The organism is Streptomyces sp. NPDC111606 (genome assembly GCF_055656945.1).
Genome location: NZ_JBVKBY010000007.1, coordinates 490279 through 507685 on the forward strand (window position 1 = coordinate 490279; position 17407 = coordinate 507685).

A 17407-nucleotide genomic window follows, 5' to 3' on the forward strand; every position below is an offset into this window, starting at 1 on the left:
GACGGCGCCGGAGCACCGGTCGGTGCCCGACCGTCGGCCGGCGGCCGAGCATCGCCTGATCCCCGATCGTCGGTCCGTGCCCGAGCACCTGTCCCTGCCGGAGGGACTGTCCGTGCCCGTGCCCGGACAGCGCTCGGTCCAGAAGCCGCAGCCCGCACCTGAGGCGGCGTAACGGTTGCCGGAACAGCGCTCGGTCCCCGGAGCGGCAGGCAGCCTGCACCGGGGCGGGCGCGGCGCACGCGTGCGTGGCGGGAGGTGGCGGCGTCAGCGACGGATTGTGGCGGGAGTCAGCGACGGCGTACGGCCACGAAGCGGACCGGCGTGCCCGGCACCGCTTGTGCGGCGGCCGGGAGGTCGGCCGCGCGGACGACGGCGATCACCGGGTAGCCGCCCGTTGTCGGGTGGTCGGCCAGGAACACGACCGGCCGGCCGTCGGGCGGGACCTGGACCGCGCCCAGGACCACGCCCTCGCTGGGGAGTTCGCGGGTGAGCGCCCGTTCCAGGGCGGGGCCCTCGGTGCGCAGCCCGATGCGGTTGCTCGCGGCGGACACGCGGTAGGGGCGGGAGGTGAAGGCACGCACGGCCGCCGGGGTGAACCAGTCGTCGCGCGGGCCCGGCGTCACCCGCAGGACCAGTTCGCCGGGGGGCGCCGGCTGCGGGGCGACGTCCACGCGTGCGTGCAGCTGCGTCGGCCGGCCCAGGGGGAGCACCGTGCCGTCCGTGAGAGGCGGTGGGCCGAGGCCGGACAGCAGGTCCGTGGAGCGGCTCCCCAGGACCGGCTCGACGGCGATACCGCCGGAGACGGCGACATAGCTCCGTACGCCCGACACGGCCGCGCCGACCTCCAGGAGCGCACCGGCGGGCACGCGCACCGCAGCACCCCAGGCGACCGGACGTCCGTCCACCGTGACCCGGCACGGCGCGCCGCCGACCGCCGCGGTCACCGTCGAACGGGGCCGCACCGCACAGCCGTTGAGCGTGCTCTCCAGTACGGCGGCCTCGGGGGCGTTGCCGACCAGGCGGTTGACCAGCGCCGCCGCCGGCCCGTCCAGCGCACCCGAGCGGGGCACGCCGAGGTGGGCGTGGCCGGGCCGACCGAGGTCCTGCACGGTGGTGAGCGCCCCGGCGCGTACGACGGACAGTGCGCGGTCGGTCATGAGCTCCCCACCGGAACGAAGCGCACGCGCGTGCCCGGCGACAGCAGCGCGGCCGGCACACGCGTGTGGTCCCACAGCACGGTGTCCGTGGTGCCGATCAGCTGCCAGCCGCCCGGCGACGAGCGCGGGTACACGCCCGTGTACGGGCCCGCCAGCGCAACCGCACCGGCGGGGACGGCCGTACGCGGCGTGGCCCGGCGCGGGACGTCGTAGCGCGGCGGCAGGCCGGTCAGATAGCCGAACCCGGGGGCGAAACCGCAGAAGGCGACACTGAACTCGGTGTCCGCGTGGATGTGGGCCACCTCGGTCGGGGAGACGCCCCAGTGCGCGGCGACGTCGGCCAGGTCCGGGCCGTCGTAGCGCACCGGGAGTTCGACGACCTCACGCCTGCGTGGGGGAGCGGGCGGCACTTCGGAGGTGGTCAGTTCCGACGCCAGGCGGGCCGGGTCGGCGAGCCCGTCGAGCAGGACCGTGCGGGCAGCGGGGACGATCTCGCGGACGGACAGCGAGCCCTCCGCGCGGCGGCGCAGCAGCTCGGCGTGCAGCGCCCGGGCCTCCTCGCCCGAGGCCACCTCGACGAGCAGCGCGTCGTCGCCGACGGGCAGCGCCCTCATACGAAGGCCTCCACCCGCACACCCGAATCCTCCAGCCCTGCCCGCACCCGCCGGGCCAGCTCGACGGCGCCGGGCGTGTCCCCGTGCAGGCACAGGGAACGCGCGCGTACCTCCACGGGAACTCCGGAGTGGGAGGTGACCACGCCAGCGCGGGCCAGGCCCACCGAGCGCTCCACGACGGCCTCCGGGTCGGTGACCACGGCACCCTCCTGGCCGCGCGGCACGAGCGTGCCCTGCTCCGTGTACGCGCGGTCCGCGAACGCCTCCTTGACGGCCGGGAGCCCCGCCTTGGCGGCCAGCTCCAGCAGTCGAGAGCCCGGCAGACCGAGCACGGGCAGCGAGGCGTCCGCCAGGAGCACACCGTCGACGACCGCGCCGGCCTGCTCCTCGTCGTGCACGACGCGGTTGTAGAGCGCTCCGTGCGGCTTGACGTACGACACGCGCGTGCCCGCCGCCCGCGCGAAGACCGCCAGGGCGCCGATCTGGTACGCCACTTCGGCCGCCAGCTCGGCGGGCGGCACGTCCATCGCGCGCCGCCCGAACCCCGCCAGGTCCCGGTAGGAGACCTGGGCGCCGATCCGTACCCCGCGCTCGGCCGCCTGCTCGCACACCCGGCGCATGGTGGCCGCGTCCCCGGCGTGAAAGCCGCAGGCCACGTTGGCGCTGGTGACGATCGACAGCAGCCGTTCGTCGTCGGTGAGCTGCCAGCGGCCGAAGCCCTCGCCGAGGTCGGCGTTGAGGTCGATGGAGGTCATCGGTCCGTCGTTTCTCCTGTCGGGTCACTTCTCGGGCGATCTACTTCTCAGGCGATGCGGTACTGCTCGTCGCGAGCGTCGGTCAGGAACATCTGGCCCGGTGCGTGGGTGATGGCGAACGGCGGGCGCGAGGCCATCACGGCGGCCTGCGGGGTCACTCCGCAGGCCCAGAACAGCGGGATGTCGTCCGGCTCGGCCTCGACCGGATCGCCGAAGTCGGGGCGGCCGAGGTCGGCGATGCCCAGCGCCGACGGATCGCCGCAGTGGACGGGACTGCCGTGCACCGCCGGGAGGAGACCGGTCTCCCGCAGCGCCGCCGCCACGTGCTCCGGCGGCACCGGACGCATGGACACCACCATCGGGCCGTGCAGCCGCCCCGCCGGCCGGCACTGGCGGCTGGTCACGTACATCGGGACGTTGCGCCCCTGCTCGACGTGACGGATGGGGACGCCCGCCTCGGCCAGCGCCCACTCGAACGTGAAGCTGCAGCCGATGAGGAACGACACCAGGTCGTCGCGCCAGTGCGCGCGCACGTCCGTCGGTTCGTCCACCAACTCGCCGTCCCGCCACACCCGGTAGCGCGGCAGATCGGTGCGCAGGTCGGCACCGTCGGCGAGGACGGTCGTCCAGGACCCGGAGTCCGTGACGTCCAGGACCGGGCAGGGCTTGGGATTGCGCTGGCAGAACAGCAGCATGTCGTACGCCCAGTCGGCGGGCACCGAGATCAGGTTGACCTGGGTGTGCCCCGCGGCGACCCCGGCCGTGGGCCCCGTGAGGCCCTCCCTGAAGCGGGCGCGTGCCGTTTGCGGGCTCCACGCGTGCGCGTGCTCGTCGACGAGGGTGAGCGGGCGGTCTGCTGCGAGGGCGGGCCGACTGTCCGTCGTGAAGGCGGACGGACGGTCTTCTTCGAGGGTGAGCGGACGGTCCTCCGTGCGGTTCACGCCAGCTCCTTCCCGCGCGTCTCCGGCAGCCCGAGGAGGGCCAGTGCGGCGATGCCGTAGCCGATCGCGCCGAAGACCAGCGCGCCGCCCACACCCCAGCTGTCGGCCAGGAAGCCGACCATGGTGGGGAAGATCGCGCCCACCGCTCGGCCGGTGTTGTACGTGAAGCCCTGTCCCGTGCCGCGCACCGCCGTCGGGTACAGCTCGCTCAGGTAGGACCCGAAGCCACTGAAGATCGCCGACATGCAGAACCCGAGCGGGAAACCGAGCACCAGGAGGAGGGTGTTGGAGCCGCTGGGGATGTTCGCGTACGCCAGGATGCAGACGGCCGAGAGCAGTGCGAACAGCCAGATGTTGCGCCGGCGGCCCAGCAGGTCGGTGAGGTAACCGCCGGTCAGATAGCCGATGAAGGCGCCCGAGATGAGGAACGTCAGATAGCCGCCGGTGCCGACGACCGACAGGTCGCGCTCGGTCTTCAGGTAGGTCGGCACCCAGGTGGCGAGGGTGTAGTAGCCGCCCTGGACACCCGTGGAGAGCAGCCCGGCGAAGATCGTCGTACGCAACAGCCCGGGCTTGAAGATTGCCGCGAACGAACTCTTCTGGGTGCTCTGTTCACGTACGGCGACAGCCTCGGGGGCGTCGTGCACCCGGCGCCGCATCCAGATGACGAGCAGCGCGGGCAGCGCGCCGGTCCAGAACATCACGCGCCAGGCCAGGTCGTCGTCCACGAGCGAGAACACGACGGTGTACATGATCGCGGCCAGGGCCCACCCGACGGCCCACGAGCTCTGGATCGCGCCGAGCGTGCGGCCACGGTGCTTGGCGCTCGCGTACTCGGCGACCAGGATCGCGCCGACCGCCCATTCGCCGCCGAAGCCGAGGCCCTGGAGGGCGCGGAAGACCAGCAGCCACTCGTAGTTGGGGGCGAAACCGCAGGCGACGGTGAAGACCGCGTAGGTGATGACCGTGATCATCAGCGCCTTGACCCGGCCGATCCGGTCGGCCAGCACTCCGGCGAGCGCGCCGCCGATCGCGGAGACCACGAGCGTGACGGTGGTGAAGAGGCCGGTCTGGCCGCTGTCCAGGCCGAAGTACGCGGCCAGCGCCACCATGCTCAGCGGGAGTGTGAAGTAGTCGTACGAATCCAGGGCATATCCGCCGAAAGCGCCCGCGAAGGCGCGTCGGCCGCGCGGGCCGAGGGCGCGCAGCCAGCCGAACGCGCCGTCGTCGTCGGCGCGTTCGGTGCTCGTGGTGTGGGTGTCTTTCAGAGCCTGCGGTGGAGGGGTCGTGCTCATGGGCACCTCGCAGAGAGGGGACGGGGGTGCGGAACTGAGCCGAACTGAGCCGGACTGAGCTGAACGGTGAGCAGCAAGGTAGAGGATCGTTGAACGATCCTTCAATACCCCTGTTGTTTCGTTCTCGGGTCTGCGGTTGAATTCCGGGCATGGCAGAGCAGCTGGCCGGACTGGCCGACGACCGTGCCCTCCTGGGCCGTACGAGCACGGCGGAGCGGGTCTCGGACATCCTCAGAAGCCGCATCGCCGAGGGGTACTTCGCGCCCGGCACCCGGCTGTCGGAGGACAGCATCGGAGGGGCGCTCGGTGTGTCCCGTAACACACTGCGCGAGGCATTCCGGCTGCTCACCCATGAACGGCTCCTCGTCCACGAACTGAACCGGGGCGTGTTCGTGCGGGTCCTGACGGTGGAGGACGTCGAGGACATCTACCGCACCCGACGCCTCGTCGAGTGCGCCGTCGTACGCGGGCTCGGCGAACCGCCGTACCCCCTGGAGGGGCCCGCCGAAGCCGTCGCCGAGGGGCAGCGCGCGGTGCGCGAAGGTGACTGGAAAGGGTTGGGGACGGCCAACATCCACTTCCACCGCGAACTGGTGGCGCTCGCGGGCAGCGAACGCACCGACGAACTGATGCGCAGCGTCTTCGCCGAGCTGCGGCTCGCATTCCACGTCGTCGACGATCCACACCGGCTGCACGAGCCGTACCTCGCCCGCAACCAGCAGATCCTCCGGGCGCTGGAGGCGGGGGACCGGGGCGAGGCCGAGAAGATACTCGCGGTCTATCTCGACGACTCGCTGGAGCGGGTGGTCGAGGTGTATCGGCGGCGGGTGGGGGAGGGCGAGGCTCTCGCTTAGGGGGCGGGGTGCCGCCACCATGCGACTGCGACGCGGGGCGTGGGCCGCGGTGCTGGGTCGACATATCGCCAGGTCGGGGGGCCGCGTCGACACACCGCCAGGGCGCTGGGCCGGGTCGACATGCGGTGCCGCCGTGGGCGATCGGCGTCGTTTGGGTCGTTGTCAGACCTAGGACCTAGTCTGTGCACCGTGACTTCACCCGCATCGACGGACCGTGTTCCGCCCCAGCTCAGCGCGGGGCCGCGCCCTGCTCCGGGCCCGGCCGCCGACGAAGGGCTGGCCCGGCGGCTGCGCGCGCTCGCCTGCACGGCGCCGCTGCACGACCTCGATGCACGCAAGGCCAACCTCGCCGGGGAGTACTCGGTGTACGGCATGGCGGAGGTGGCGCTCGCCGCCATCGACCTGGTCACACTGAACATGGACTTCGACACGGGTGCCGACCACGACCAGATAGTCGCCCGCCTCATCCCGCGCATCGCCGCCCAGGCCCCGCGGCGCCCCGTCGCCGAGCATGAGCGGGTGGCCCGCTGGGTCCTGGAGAACCTGATCAACGTCGGCAGTGTGGACCGCGGCTTTCGTGCCGTGTACGGCACGTTCGCGCCGGACGGCAGCTATGTCCGCCGTGACTACGACTTCAAGCTGATCGAGGAGGTACCGGGCCCCGGCGGCACGGTGTATCTGCGTACGACCGACGAGGCGGTCAACGTCCTTGTCGGTGCCCTCGACACCGACGTCACCAGTGCCCAGATCGCCGCCGAGGTCAAGCTCGAGGTGCTGATCAACCGCGGCCGGCTCGCCGACGCCCAGCTGGCCGCCGAGCAGGCCCGGTACCGGACCGTGCAGTACTCGGAGACGCTCCGCAGGGCCCTGGACGCGACCCGGCGCAACGTCCGGGCGGTCGACTGGCTGAACGCCGTGCCGGACATGATCGCCGAGGCGCTCGACCATGTCGCCGACCGGTACCGCCATGAGAACGCGATCCTGACCAACATCCGCAAGGCACGCGACGAGACCGAGGACCCGGAGCACAAGCGCCGTGCCGCCGAGCTCGTCGACATCGTCAAAGACTGCATCCGACGGCACACCCAGCTGCAGTCCCGCCTGCTGGAGGCCGGGCCGCTGTTCCGCGCCGAGCAGGACCGGCAGGCCTTCGCCACTCCGATGACGACCTCGGGGATCGACCTGTACGGCCATCTCGTCGCCCCTGTCCTGCCCCTGCCCCTGGAGCAGTCCGTGAGGGTCACGGACGCTTTCTTCGCGCGGGGGACGGGACTGCGTACGCCGGTGTCGACCCGATTGGGTGATCTCGTCGACATACTGCTGACGCCGCCCGTGGAGCGGGAGCACCTGGGCGCCGAGATGCCCGAGCCCGACCTGATCGCGACACCGGACGACAGCCGGTTCAGCGAGGAGCAGTTGGCCGCGGCGATGGAGCTGCTGGACCTGCCGGCCGACGCCCCGCGCAGGCTGTCGGGGCTGCTGGCCCAGGCCCGTCGGCAGGACCCCGGGCTGCCCTACCTCGTGGCGCTGTTGGCGGTCCACGCGGCCAGTCCGCCGGTCGGTACGGCCTATCGCCAGGGCGAGGAGAAGCTGCTGTTCGCCGTGGACGACGGGACGGAGCTGGAGGATTCCGAGTTCGGCGGCGCCGACCTGATCGTGGGGACGGCCCTGCTGGACGCCGCCGGGATGGCGGCGGACAGGACGGAAGCAGCATGAGTGAGCAAGGACGCAGCAAGGAGCCCCGACCGTGAGCGAGCACGCCGAGTGGAGTGACACGGAGGCCGCGCCCCCGTCGGCGAACGCAGCCGTGACCCCCGCCGACGCCGCCGACGCGGCCCGGCTGGTCGCCTTCGGGCTGCAGCCGAAGTTGCAGCCCGCGCGCGATCAGGAGTACACGGAGCTGCTGCGGCGGTACCGGGAGGACCCGCCGTTCGCGCGGCTCGCGGACGCCGTGGCCGCCGGGCTCGGGCTCGTGGTGCTGGAGGTGTCCCCGCGCGCGGGCATGGCCGTCACCGCCGCCGAGGACTCCGTGTTCGCCGTCCGCATGGGCGACTACGCGCGTCGTACGTCGGCCGACGGCAGCGACCGGTTCCTGCACGGGCTGGCCCATCTCGCCATCGCCGCCATGGCGTTCCCGCGGCCCGAGGATCTGGCCGACGACGGCTACATCGGGCGCGTGACGGTCAACGGCGTCGACGCCTTCGTCCGGCAGGCCTGCCGCCGGCTGGAGGAGCGCGCGGACGAGCAGGGGGAGAACACCGACCCCGCCACGGACGCGCCCGGCCTGGAGGCAGCCTGGCGGATCTGGGTGAGACGCAGCGCGACCGGCGCCACCAAGGACGCGCGCAGACTGGCCGGTTCGACCACCGGCATCGTCGGCAAGGCGGCTGCGTTTCTCACCGACTCCGGGTTCCTCCAGCGGACGGGCGACGACAGCGGCGGCACCTACCGGACGACCGCCCGGTACCAACTCCAGGTCCGTGACATGGCGGGCAGCGCCGCCATGGCCGAACTGCTGGAGCTGGGCGTGGTCCCGGTCACCGACGGCACACCGACGCTGCTGGCCGCCGAGGACACGGAAGACCTGGAGCTGGTGGCCGAGGCCGGGCTGCCGTTCCACTCCGCCTGAATCCTCGAACCGGCCTGCACCTCCGACCCACCCGAATCCCCGAACCGGCCTGCACCTTCGACTCGCCTGAATCCTCGAATCCGTCCCAAGTCCCGAACTCCCCCGATCTGACGAAGACTTACGAGAGTCCGCCATGTACGAGCTGTCCCGGGTCCGCCTCTACTCCATCGGACCGGCCGGTGCGCGCTATGCCGACACCGTGCTTGACCTGCGTGGTGTCGGCGATCCCGTGCCCGATCCCGCGCCCATGCAGGCGGAGTTCTTCGAGGAGGAGCCCGTCGGGCCGCCGCGCCGGCCCGCTCCCGCGGGGGTGCTCTTCCTGGAGAACGGCGGCGGCAAGTCGGTCCTCCTCAAGCTGATCTTCTCCGTGATGCTGCCGGGCCACCGCAACACCCTCGGCGGCGCCAGCTCCGGCGTGCTGCGTAAGTTCCTGCTCGCCGACGACTGCGGGCATGTCGCGCTGGAGTGGCAGCACACGCTCACCGGCGAGTGCGTCGTGGTCGGCAAGGCGAGCGAGTGGCGCGGGCGCCAGGTCTCCAACGACCCGCGGAAGTTCGCCGAGGCCTGGTACTCCTTCCGCCCGGGACCCGGGCTGAGCCTGGACAACCTGCCCGTCGCCGAGTCCACCGCCGTACGGCCGACCGCCGAGGGCCAGTCGGGCGCGCGGGGCCGGCGGCGCACCATGAAGGGCTTCCGGGACGCCATCACGGAGGCGGGCAAGGCGTACCCGCATCTGGAGGTGCACTGGGAGGAGATCCACGACCGCTGGATCGAACACCTCGGCGACCTCGGCCTCGATCCCGAACTGTTCCGCTACCAGCGGGAGATGAACGCCGACGAGGGTGAGGCGGCCGGCCTCTTCGCGGTCAAGAAGGACTCCGACTTCACCGACCTGCTGCTGCGGGCCGTGACGGACACGCGCGACACCGACGGCCTCGCGGACCTGGTCGGCGGCTTCGGCAACAAGCTGGGCCGGCGCGCCGAGCTGATCGCCGAGCGGGACTTCACCGCCGGTTCCGTCGACCTGCTCGGGCGCATCGTCGAGGCCGCCGAGGTCCGCTCACGCGCGCGTGACATCCACGCCGGTGCCGAGCGGCGCACCCGGACCCTGGCCCGGCGGCTGTCCGCGCGGGGCGTCCAGGAGCGCGTGCGGGCCGCCGACCTGGCCCAGCGGGTCACCGCCACCGCGTCCGCAGTCACCCACGCCGAGGCGGGCCGGGACCGCAGCGCGCTGATCGCGGCAGAACTGGCCTACCGGCATGCCTCGCTGGCACTCGCGGCTGCCGAGAAGTCGGCGGCGGCGCAGAAGCGCGAGCTCGCCGACGCCCGCACGCTGCACTCGGCCTGGCAGGCCGCCGAGACCGCCCTGCGGCACCGCGCCGCCGCCGACCGCGTCGCGCGCGTGGCCGCCGCCATCCAGGAGGCCGAGCGCGACGCGGCGCCCGCGCTGGCCGCCCGCGCCAAGGCCGCCGTCGATCTCGTACGGGCCCTGCACGCGGCCGCGGAGAGCGCCGAGAGCCTCGCCAACGAGGGGGAGGAGCGGTCCGCCGCCCTCCAGGAGGTCGGCGAGTCCGCGTACCGGGACTCCACCGCCGCCGCCACCGAGGCCCAGCGCGCCCGCAGCGAGGTCGGGCATCTGCGCCAGCGGCTGTCCGAGGTCGAGCAGGAGACCGCCGAAGCCGTGCGCGCCGGCTGGCTCGACGACAGCGCGCCCGACGCCGACCCGGCCCGCGCGGCCCTTGCGGCGAGCGACGCCGAGAAGACGGCCGTCGCGGCCTGGGACACCGCCCGTGAAGCCTCCCGGCGTGCTTCGGAGCACGCGCGGGAGGCGGCCTCGACCGAGTCCCGGGCCGAGCTGACGGCGGCCCGCGCGGCCGACGCGGCAGCCGCCGCGGAGCGTGCCCACGACGCTGAGCGCCGTCTCGCCGAGGGACTGGCGGCGGAGGAGCGGCTCGCGGAACTGATCGGCCTGACCGGCGAGTCGGGCGCGAAGCGCCGGGGCGGTCTTGCCCAGGGGGCCGTACCTGCACCTCGCGCAGGTGACGACGGCGAGGGGGCCACGACCGCGCAGGACGCCGCTGACACGGTCGCCCAGGGCTCGGTCGACGAAGGCGCCCTCACGCCGGATGAGCTGGACCGGTTCGCCGACGAGTTGCGCGAACTGCTCGACGACCGCGTCTCCACCGCCGAGCGGCAGCTGTTCGAGCTGCGGACGGCAGCCGCCGACGACTCCCGGATCCTGGGCGCGCTCGGTGACGGCGGACTGCTGCCGCCCGGCCCGGACGTGCTGGCCACCGTGGAGTTCCTCGGCGAGCAGGGCATCCCGGCGCTGCCGGGCTGGCGCTACCTCGCGCAGGCGGTCGACCCGGCCGACCACGCGCGCGTGCTGGCCGCCCGTCCCGAACTGGTTGACGGCGTGATCATCACCGACCCCGCCACGCACGCGCGTGCCCGCGAGGTGCTGAGCGACGCCGCGTTGCTACCCCGGTCCGCCGTGGCGGTCGGCACCGCAGCCGCCCTGCTCGCCCCGACTCCGGGGCCGGAGTCCCCGAGCGGCGCCTCTCCTGACGTCTTCCTGGTGCCGCCGAACCCCGCCATGCACGACGAGCACGCCGCCGACGAGGAAAGGCAGGCGCTGCGCGCGCGGGCCACCGAGCGGGACGAGGAGATCCGCGCACTCGCCGCGCGGCTGGGCAAGGACCGGGAACTGGCGGCGCGCCTCGCCTCGTGGCGGACCGGCTGCCCGGCCGGCCGGCTGGTCGAGCTGGCGCAGGCAGCCCGGGACGCGCGCGCGTTCGCCGAGGAGTCCGAGGCGGAGCTGGCCGAGGCGCGGACCGTGCTGGCCGAGGCGGACGAAGCCGCAGCCGAGGCCGCGCAGGTCCGCGACGAGCGTCAGGAGGGCGCCCAGAAGGCGCGGCGAGCCGCCGACGCCCTGGCCGGGCTGGCGTTCCGGCTGCGTGAGCGGGCCGGCTGGCAGGTCAAGCTGCGCGAACTCGCCGACGAGGCCACCGAGTCCGAGGCCCGCGCGCAGACCTGTTTGGAGCGTGCCCGCGCCGCCGACGAGGACCGCCGCGCCGCCCAGCGCGCCGCCGACGACGCGCGTCGCACCGCGCGTGCCCTGCGGGCCGAGCGCTCGGAGATCGCGGGCGCCCCCGACGACGTGCCCGACACCGACACGGAAGCCCCGAGGGCATCCCTGCCCGCGCTGCGCGAGGCATATCGGGCCGCCTCCCAGGTGTACGAGAAGGTCGGCGTCGGCGCCGATCTGCGCGCCGAGCAGGCCCGCGCGGAGAGCGACGAGAGTGCGGCCCGCGCGGAACTGGACCGGCTGAGCAACAAGGTCCGCACCCGGGCCGAACAGCTCCTTCAGTCGCCCGACGGCTCCGACGGGCCCTCCCGGCAGGCGGCTGCCTCGCGCGCGGAGGAGCTCGTCCAGCTCCTGGAGACGCGGATGTCCAGTGCGAGCGAGCAGCTCGGGCGGCTTCGCGGCGAGGCCGAACGGCACGCGCCCGAGGACGGCGAGACCCACACGGACCTGTCCGAGGAACTCCAGCCGCGCGACGCCGAGCACGCGCAGGCGCTGCTGCGCACGGCGACCACCGAACTCGCCTCCCGCACCGAGGCGTTGAGCCAGGCCCGCGAGGCGCACGCGGAGCTCCTCGAAGCCCACCGCGCCGCCGAGGACGCGGCCGGCGGCTTTGACGAGATCGCCGCGATGCTGCGCGACCTGCTGCGGGAGCACACCTCGGACGAGGAGCAGGAGGCGCCGGAGCCGTACCCCGGCAGCCCTGAGGAGGCCCGGCACTCCGCCGCCGAGGCCCGCCGGTCGCTGCGCGGCTGCGCCGCAGACCTCTCCACCGCCGAGGCCGCCGTGCGCGAGGCGAGCGATGTGCTCGTACGGCACGCCAACTCCACGCGCTACGAGCAGGTCCGCACCCCCGCCCGCCAGCAGATCCGCGAGCTGCCCGCCTCCGCACTGCCCGAACACGCGCAGAAGTGGGCGGACGCGTTCGCGCCCCGACTGCGCGTGCTCACCGACGAGTTGGCCCAGCTGGAACGTAACCGGGACTCCATCGTGGACCGCCTCCGCGGCCTGGTCGACTCGGCGCTGACGACCCTGCGGTCCGCCCAGCGGCTGTCCCGCCTGCCCGAGGGCCTCGGCGAGTGGTCCGGACAGGAGTTCCTGCGCATCCGCTTCGAGGAGCCCGACCAGGCCACCCTCACGGAACGCCTCGGCGAGGTCATCGACGAGGCCACGCGCGCGGCGGTGAAGAAGAACTCGGACCTGCGGCGAGACGGCATGTCCCTGCTCCTTCGCGGCGTTGCCGCGGCGCTTCAGCCGAAGGGTGTCGCCGTCGAGATCCTCAAGCCGGACGCCGTGCTGCGGGCCGAGCGTGTGCCCGTCGGGCAGATGGGCGACGTGTTCTCCGGCGGACAGCTGCTGACGGCGGCCATCGCCCTGTACTGCACGATGGCCGCCCTGCGCTCGAACGACCGGGGCCGGGACAAGCACCGCCACGCCGGCACGTTGTTCCTGGACAACCCCATCGGACGTGCCAACGCCACCTACCTCCTGGAGCTGCAGCGAGCCGTCTCGGACGCTCTCGGCGTCCAACTCCTCTACACCACCGGCCTGTTCGACACGACCGCCCTGGCGGAGTTCCCGCTGGTCATCCGACTGCGCAACGACGCCGACCTCAGGGCCGGCCTGAAGTACATCAGCGTGGAGGAACATCTCCGCCCGGGATTGCCGCAGCAGCCCCAGGCGGGGGAGGCGGTGCGCAGCGAGATCACGGCCACCAGGATGTTCAAACGCCCGGCGGCGCCTGCGAATCCCTAGCCGCACGGCCAGCGAGCCGGGAAATCAGCGTGGAGTCTGTCCTCGCAGGTCAGTGCCCGTCTGTGTCGGCTACCTCAAGGGTGCGACAACCGCCCCGTCCTGGCTTGCCGGCGTATGCGCTCCTGAGTCCGCTCCGCAGCGCGCGTCTGCCGTCGTGCCCTGCGCCGCTCGCGCCGCAGGGACCGGGCGGTGCTGCTGGGGGCCGACACCACGCCGTTGCGCTGGTTCCACACCTGGCGCGTCACCCAGACGTCGAGCGCGGCCCACGTCGCCACCACGGTGCTCGTGACGCTGCTGATGACCATCGGGAACGCCAGCCATGATCCGGCCAGCGTGCACAGGAACGCCACCATTGCCTGGATCATCGTCAAGGCGATGATCAGAACCGCTCGCACCGCGGCCGTACGCACCGGATCAGGCATCCGGCGCCGCCGGGCGGGCTCCTCGATCCACAACGGCTGGTAATGCGGCTGCTCCTGAGCCGCGGCGCGCTCGGCGGTTCTGTCTCCGGGTGCCGGAATGTCGCGATTCAGTGCCTCGGGGCCCTGTCGCACTGTCCGGCGCGTCGCATCGCCGTCCTCAGGCGCCACGTGCCGCTCCACCGTGCCCGTCACCGTCTCACTCCCCACCGTCAGCAGACCGCTCGCCCGCATCCGAAGACTCAGCTCCCCAGCGGTTGCCCGGCTTGCGCTGTTTTACGCCGCCCGGGGGTTGGATGCGGCTCCTGTGGCCCAATCCGCCCCCATTTCTCGTAGAGAAGGACGATCGGGGCGTCCTGAAGATTCCCAAGGAAGGTAGATTTCCGGCCAACTGGCCGGACAGACCGGCCCGATTCGTCCTTCGGGGTGCCGCCGGATTGCGGGAGGCAATCTCCCGCAATGGCCGGACAACTCCCCATGTCTCGTCACCGGTGCGGAAGTTCAGATTCCGGATCTCTCTTCGAGTTACGCGTGCGTCGGTAGTAGGCTCGCGCCGATTGTTGACGCACATGTGTGCCCCCTGACCGGGTGGGGGTTTGAGCTGGGGGAGGCCATGCGCTTTCGCGGGACGTCGATCCGCCGGAAGATGGTGGCGCTGCTTCTCGTGCCGCTGGTGTCCCTCACCGCGATCTGGGGTTTCGCCACGGTACTCACAGGGCGAGGTGCGGCGCAGCTCTTCACGGTGTCGTCCCTCGTCGAGAAGATCGGCTACTCCACTGAGGACGCCGTCCGCGTCCTGCAGCAGGAACGACGCCAGGCGCTGGTCTATCTCGCCGACCGCCGGGCCTCGGACGCACTGTCCGCACTGCGGACCACCCGCAACGCCACCGACGCCGCCGTCGCCGAGATCCGCAAGAACGCCAAGGATCCCGACGTCCGCGACGGGCTGGACCAGGGCGACAGCGAGCGCCTCACGGCCGTCCTGGACGCCTTCGACGGCATCAATCCCCTGCGTCGCAGCGTCGAGGACGGAACGGTGAGCCGCGCCGACGCCCTCCACCAGTACAACCTCCTGGTGGACCCCTGCTACACCCTCCTGGCCTCCCTCGACGGCGTCGATAACGTGGCCATGGACAAGCAGGCCCGCGCCCTTCTCAACGTCACCCGCGCCCGCGAACTACTCTCCCGCGAGGACGCGTTGCTCAGTTCCGCCCTGGTGGTGGGCAAGCTCTCCCGGGACGAGATACGCGATGTCTCCGATCTCGTCGCCCAGCGCACCCTCATGTACGAGGTCAGCCTGACGGACCTGCCCTCGTCCGAGCGCGTCCGCTACGAGCGCTTCTGGAAGAACGCCTCCACCGCTCCGCTGCGAGTCGCCGAGCAGGACGTCATCTCCGCCGAGCCGGGCAGGCCCAGCACGGTCGATGCAAAGCGCTGGGACACCGTCGCCGGAGGCGTCCTCGAGGAGCTCAGCAAACTCAACGACGAGGCGGGCGCCCGCTATCAGGACCGCGTCAGCCCCGTCGCGATGAGTGTCATCGTCAAGGCGGCCCTCGCCGGCGTCCTCGGCCTGCTCGCCCTGCTGTTCTCCCTCTTCCTCTCCGTGCGTATCGGCCGCAGCCTCGTCCGCGACCTGCGGCAGCTGCGCCTCGATGCCCACGAGGCCTCCGGCGTACGACTGCCCAGCGTGATGCGGCGCCTCTCCGCCGGAGAGCAGGTCGACGTGGAGACCGAGGTCCCGCGCCTGGAGTACGACAAGAACGAGATCGGCGAGGTCGGACAGGCCCTCAACACCCTGCAGCGCGCCGCCGTCGAGGCCGCCGTCAAGCAGGCAGAACTGCGCGCCGGGGTCTCCGAGGTCTTCGTCAACCTCGCCCGCCGCAGCCAGGTCCTCCTCCACAAGCAGCTCACCCTCCTCGACACCATGGAACGCCGGACCGAGGACACCGACGAACTCGCCGACCTGTTCCGCCTGGACCACCTGACCACCCGTATGCGCCGGCACGCCGAGGGCCTCGTGATCCTCTCCGGCGCCGCTCCTTCCCGTCAGTGGCGCAGGCCCGTGCAGCTCATGGACGTCGTGCGCGCCGCGGTCGCCGAGGTCGAGGACTACGAGCGCATCGAGGTCCGCCGCCTGCCCCGCGTCGCCGTCACGGGCCCGGCCGTCGCGGACATCACCCACCTCGTGGCCGAACTCCTGGAGAACGCCACGGTGTTCTCCCCGCCGCACACCGCCGTCCAGGTCCTGGGCGAGCGGGTCGCCAACGGCTTCACTCTGGAGATCCACGACCGCGGCCTGGGTATGGCGGCCGATGTCCTGCTGGACGCCAACCTCCGCCTCGCCGAGACTCCCGAGTTCGAACTTTCCGACACCGACCGGCTCGGCCTGTTCGTCGTCAGCCGGCTCGCCCAGCGACAGAACGTCCGGGTCTCGCTGCAGCCGTCGCCGTACGGCGGCACCACCGCCGTCGTGTTCATCCCCGACGCGCTGCTCACCGACGACGTCCCGGACACCAACGGCATCGGGTTCCGTCTCGACCGGCCCACGCCCTCGAAGGAGGCCGAGCTGGAGGAGTCGCGCCGGGCGGCACTCTCCCAGGTGCCGGCCCGCGTGCCCGGCCTGCCCGCCGCGCTGCTCGACGGCCCGGTCGAGCTGGAGGCCCCGGTCGATCTCGACGCCCTCGGTGACTTCCCGGACGCGCTCGGCGACGAGGACGGCGAACGCGGCGGCCTCTTCCGCCCGCGTCGTACCCTCGCCCCCATGGAGGACGAAGCAACGGGCCCGCACGGCACCCCGCACCCGGTCTCCGGCATCCACGGAGGGCCGGACGACGCCGACCCGGACAACGACGCGAGCGCGCCTGTCCCGCTGCCCCGCCGCGGGACGCCCAAGCTGGTCAGTTCACACGGACGCCCTGTCACCGAGCAGCGCTCCCGCTGGGAGAAGGCAGACGCCGAGTCGTCGACAGGTCCGAGTCGTCCGCAGCCCAACGGCCTCGCTCCGCTGCCGTCCCGCCGTCGCGGTACGGGATCCCATGGCGAGGGAGCCGGCGCGCCCGGGCGGATCGGTGACCGTACCGACGCAGCGCCCTCCGCCGGGTACGACCACGGTGAGCCGCCGGAGCCCCCGGCTCTCCCGAGGCGCACACGTCGTCCCGCGATCGCATCGAGCGGCTCCGACTCCGCCCCGAACCCGACCACCCCGCCCCAGGAGGCCGGCTCCGGCGCGGGAGCGCTGCCCCGGCGCGTACGCCAGGCCAGCCTGGCTCCGCAGCTCAAACAGGGCCCGGCACCGCGCACCGAGGAGAAGGCGGAGCCTTCCGAGCGGGACGCGGACGAGGTCCGCAGCCGAATGGCCTCCCTCCAGCGCGGCTGGCAGCGCGGCCGCCAGGAGAACGCCGCGGGCGACGACGCCCACAGCGGCACAGCACCACAACGAACGACTAAGGGGGACGGTCGATGACCGCACCGAAAGCGACCGGCCACACCGCGACCAACCAGGCCGGAGAGCTCAACTGGCTCCTCGACGACCTCGTGGACCGCGTCGCCAGCATTCGCAAGGCCCTCGTGCTCTCCGGCGACGGCCTGCCGACAGGGGTGTCCAAGGACCTGACCCGCGAGGACAGCGAGCACCTGGCTGCCGTCGCGTCCGGCTTCCACAGCCTTGCCAAGGGCGTGGGCCGTCACTTCGAGGCGGGCAACGTCCGGCAGACCGTCGTCGAGCTCGATGACGCCTTCCTGTTCGTGACGGCCGCCGGTGACGGCAGCTGCCTCGCGGTGCTCTCGGACGCCGACTCCGACGTCGGTCTGGTCGCATACGAGATGACCCTCCTCGTCAAGCGTGTCGGCGTGCATCTGGGTACCGCTCCGCGCACCGATCTGCCCGCAGGCGGGTAGTGGGAT

At 72.6% G+C, this 17407-nt stretch carries 12 protein-coding genes; 6 read left to right on the forward strand and 6 right to left on the reverse strand.

Features of this window, described 5'->3' with window-relative positions; all coding sequences use genetic code 11:
• Positions 1-287: 287 nt before the first annotated feature.
• Genes ACZ7M7_RS26655 through ACZ7M7_RS26675 form a run of 5 tightly spaced genes read right to left on the reverse strand, consistent with a single transcriptional unit; the run spans position 288 to position 4762 of the window.
• The gene (locus ACZ7M7_RS26655; RefSeq protein WP_472120733.1) at positions 288-1157 is read right to left on the reverse strand and encodes a 5-oxoprolinase subunit C family protein; all 870 of its coding nucleotides are present in this window, start codon (positions 1155-1157) and stop codon (positions 288-290) included.
• Positions 1154-1771 carry a 5-oxoprolinase subunit PxpB gene (pxpB, locus tag ACZ7M7_RS26660; RefSeq protein ID WP_451174224.1) on the reverse strand — a complete coding sequence of 206 codons (618 nt, stop codon included), beginning with the start codon at positions 1769-1771 and terminating at the stop codon, positions 1154-1156. Before pxpB ends, ACZ7M7_RS26655 begins: the two co-directional genes overlap by 4 nt.
• Entirely contained in the window at positions 1768-2526 is a 759-nt protein-coding gene (locus ACZ7M7_RS26665) for a LamB/YcsF family protein (RefSeq protein ID WP_472120736.1), read from the reverse strand. Before ACZ7M7_RS26665 ends, pxpB begins: the two co-directional genes overlap by 4 nt.
• A 47-nt stretch (positions 2527-2573) precedes the next feature.
• Complete coding sequence (locus ACZ7M7_RS26670; protein ID WP_472120737.1) at positions 2574-3467, reverse strand: putative hydro-lyase; 894 nt, start codon at positions 3465-3467, stop codon at positions 2574-2576.
• Positions 3464-4762: an MFS transporter gene (locus ACZ7M7_RS26675; protein WP_472120739.1), complete on the reverse strand. Its 1299-nt coding sequence runs from the start codon at positions 4760-4762 to the stop codon at positions 3464-3466. Before ACZ7M7_RS26675 ends, ACZ7M7_RS26670 begins: the two co-directional genes overlap by 4 nt.
• A gap of 149 nt (positions 4763-4911) precedes the next feature.
• On the opposite strand from ACZ7M7_RS26675, the gene ACZ7M7_RS26680 reads away from it, so the two are divergent.
• The 4 genes from ACZ7M7_RS26680 (at position 4912) to ACZ7M7_RS26695 (ending at position 13085) form a co-directional block, all read left to right on the forward strand.
• Positions 4912-5616, forward strand: coding sequence for a GntR family transcriptional regulator (locus tag ACZ7M7_RS26680; protein WP_383612915.1), 705 nt, complete (start codon positions 4912-4914; stop codon positions 5614-5616).
• Positions 5617-5805: 189 nt separating this feature from the next.
• A complete protein-coding gene (locus ACZ7M7_RS26685) occupies positions 5806-7332 on the forward strand; it encodes a hypothetical protein (protein ID WP_472120741.1) in 1527 nt (508 codons plus the stop codon).
• A gap of 31 nt (positions 7333-7363) precedes the next feature.
• Positions 7364-8245, forward strand: a complete 882-nt coding sequence (locus ACZ7M7_RS26690; RefSeq protein WP_451174212.1) for a hypothetical protein — start codon at positions 7364-7366, stop codon at positions 8243-8245.
• A gap of 133 nt (positions 8246-8378) precedes the next feature.
• The gene (locus ACZ7M7_RS26695; RefSeq protein ID WP_472120743.1) at positions 8379-13085 is read left to right on the forward strand and encodes a hypothetical protein; all 4707 of its coding nucleotides are present in this window, start codon (positions 8379-8381) and stop codon (positions 13083-13085) included.
• A gap of 74 nt (positions 13086-13159) precedes the next feature.
• Here the strand turns inward: ACZ7M7_RS26695 and ACZ7M7_RS26700 are convergent, their stop codons facing one another.
• Positions 13160-13738 carry a hypothetical protein gene (locus ACZ7M7_RS26700; RefSeq protein ID WP_472120745.1) on the reverse strand — a complete coding sequence of 193 codons (579 nt, stop codon included), beginning with the start codon at positions 13736-13738 and terminating at the stop codon, positions 13160-13162.
• 379 nt (positions 13739-14117) lie between these two features.
• On the opposite strand from ACZ7M7_RS26700, the gene ACZ7M7_RS26705 reads away from it, so the two are divergent.
• Entirely contained in the window at positions 14118-16967 is a 2850-nt protein-coding gene (locus tag ACZ7M7_RS26705) for a nitrate- and nitrite sensing domain-containing protein (RefSeq protein ID WP_472120747.1), read from the forward strand.
• Positions 16964-17401 carry a roadblock/LC7 domain-containing protein gene (locus tag ACZ7M7_RS26710; RefSeq protein WP_062722491.1) on the forward strand — a complete coding sequence of 146 codons (438 nt, stop codon included), beginning with the start codon at positions 16964-16966 and terminating at the stop codon, positions 17399-17401. Before ACZ7M7_RS26705 ends, ACZ7M7_RS26710 begins: the two co-directional genes overlap by 4 nt.
• The last annotated feature ends 6 nt before the right edge of the window (positions 17402-17407 follow it).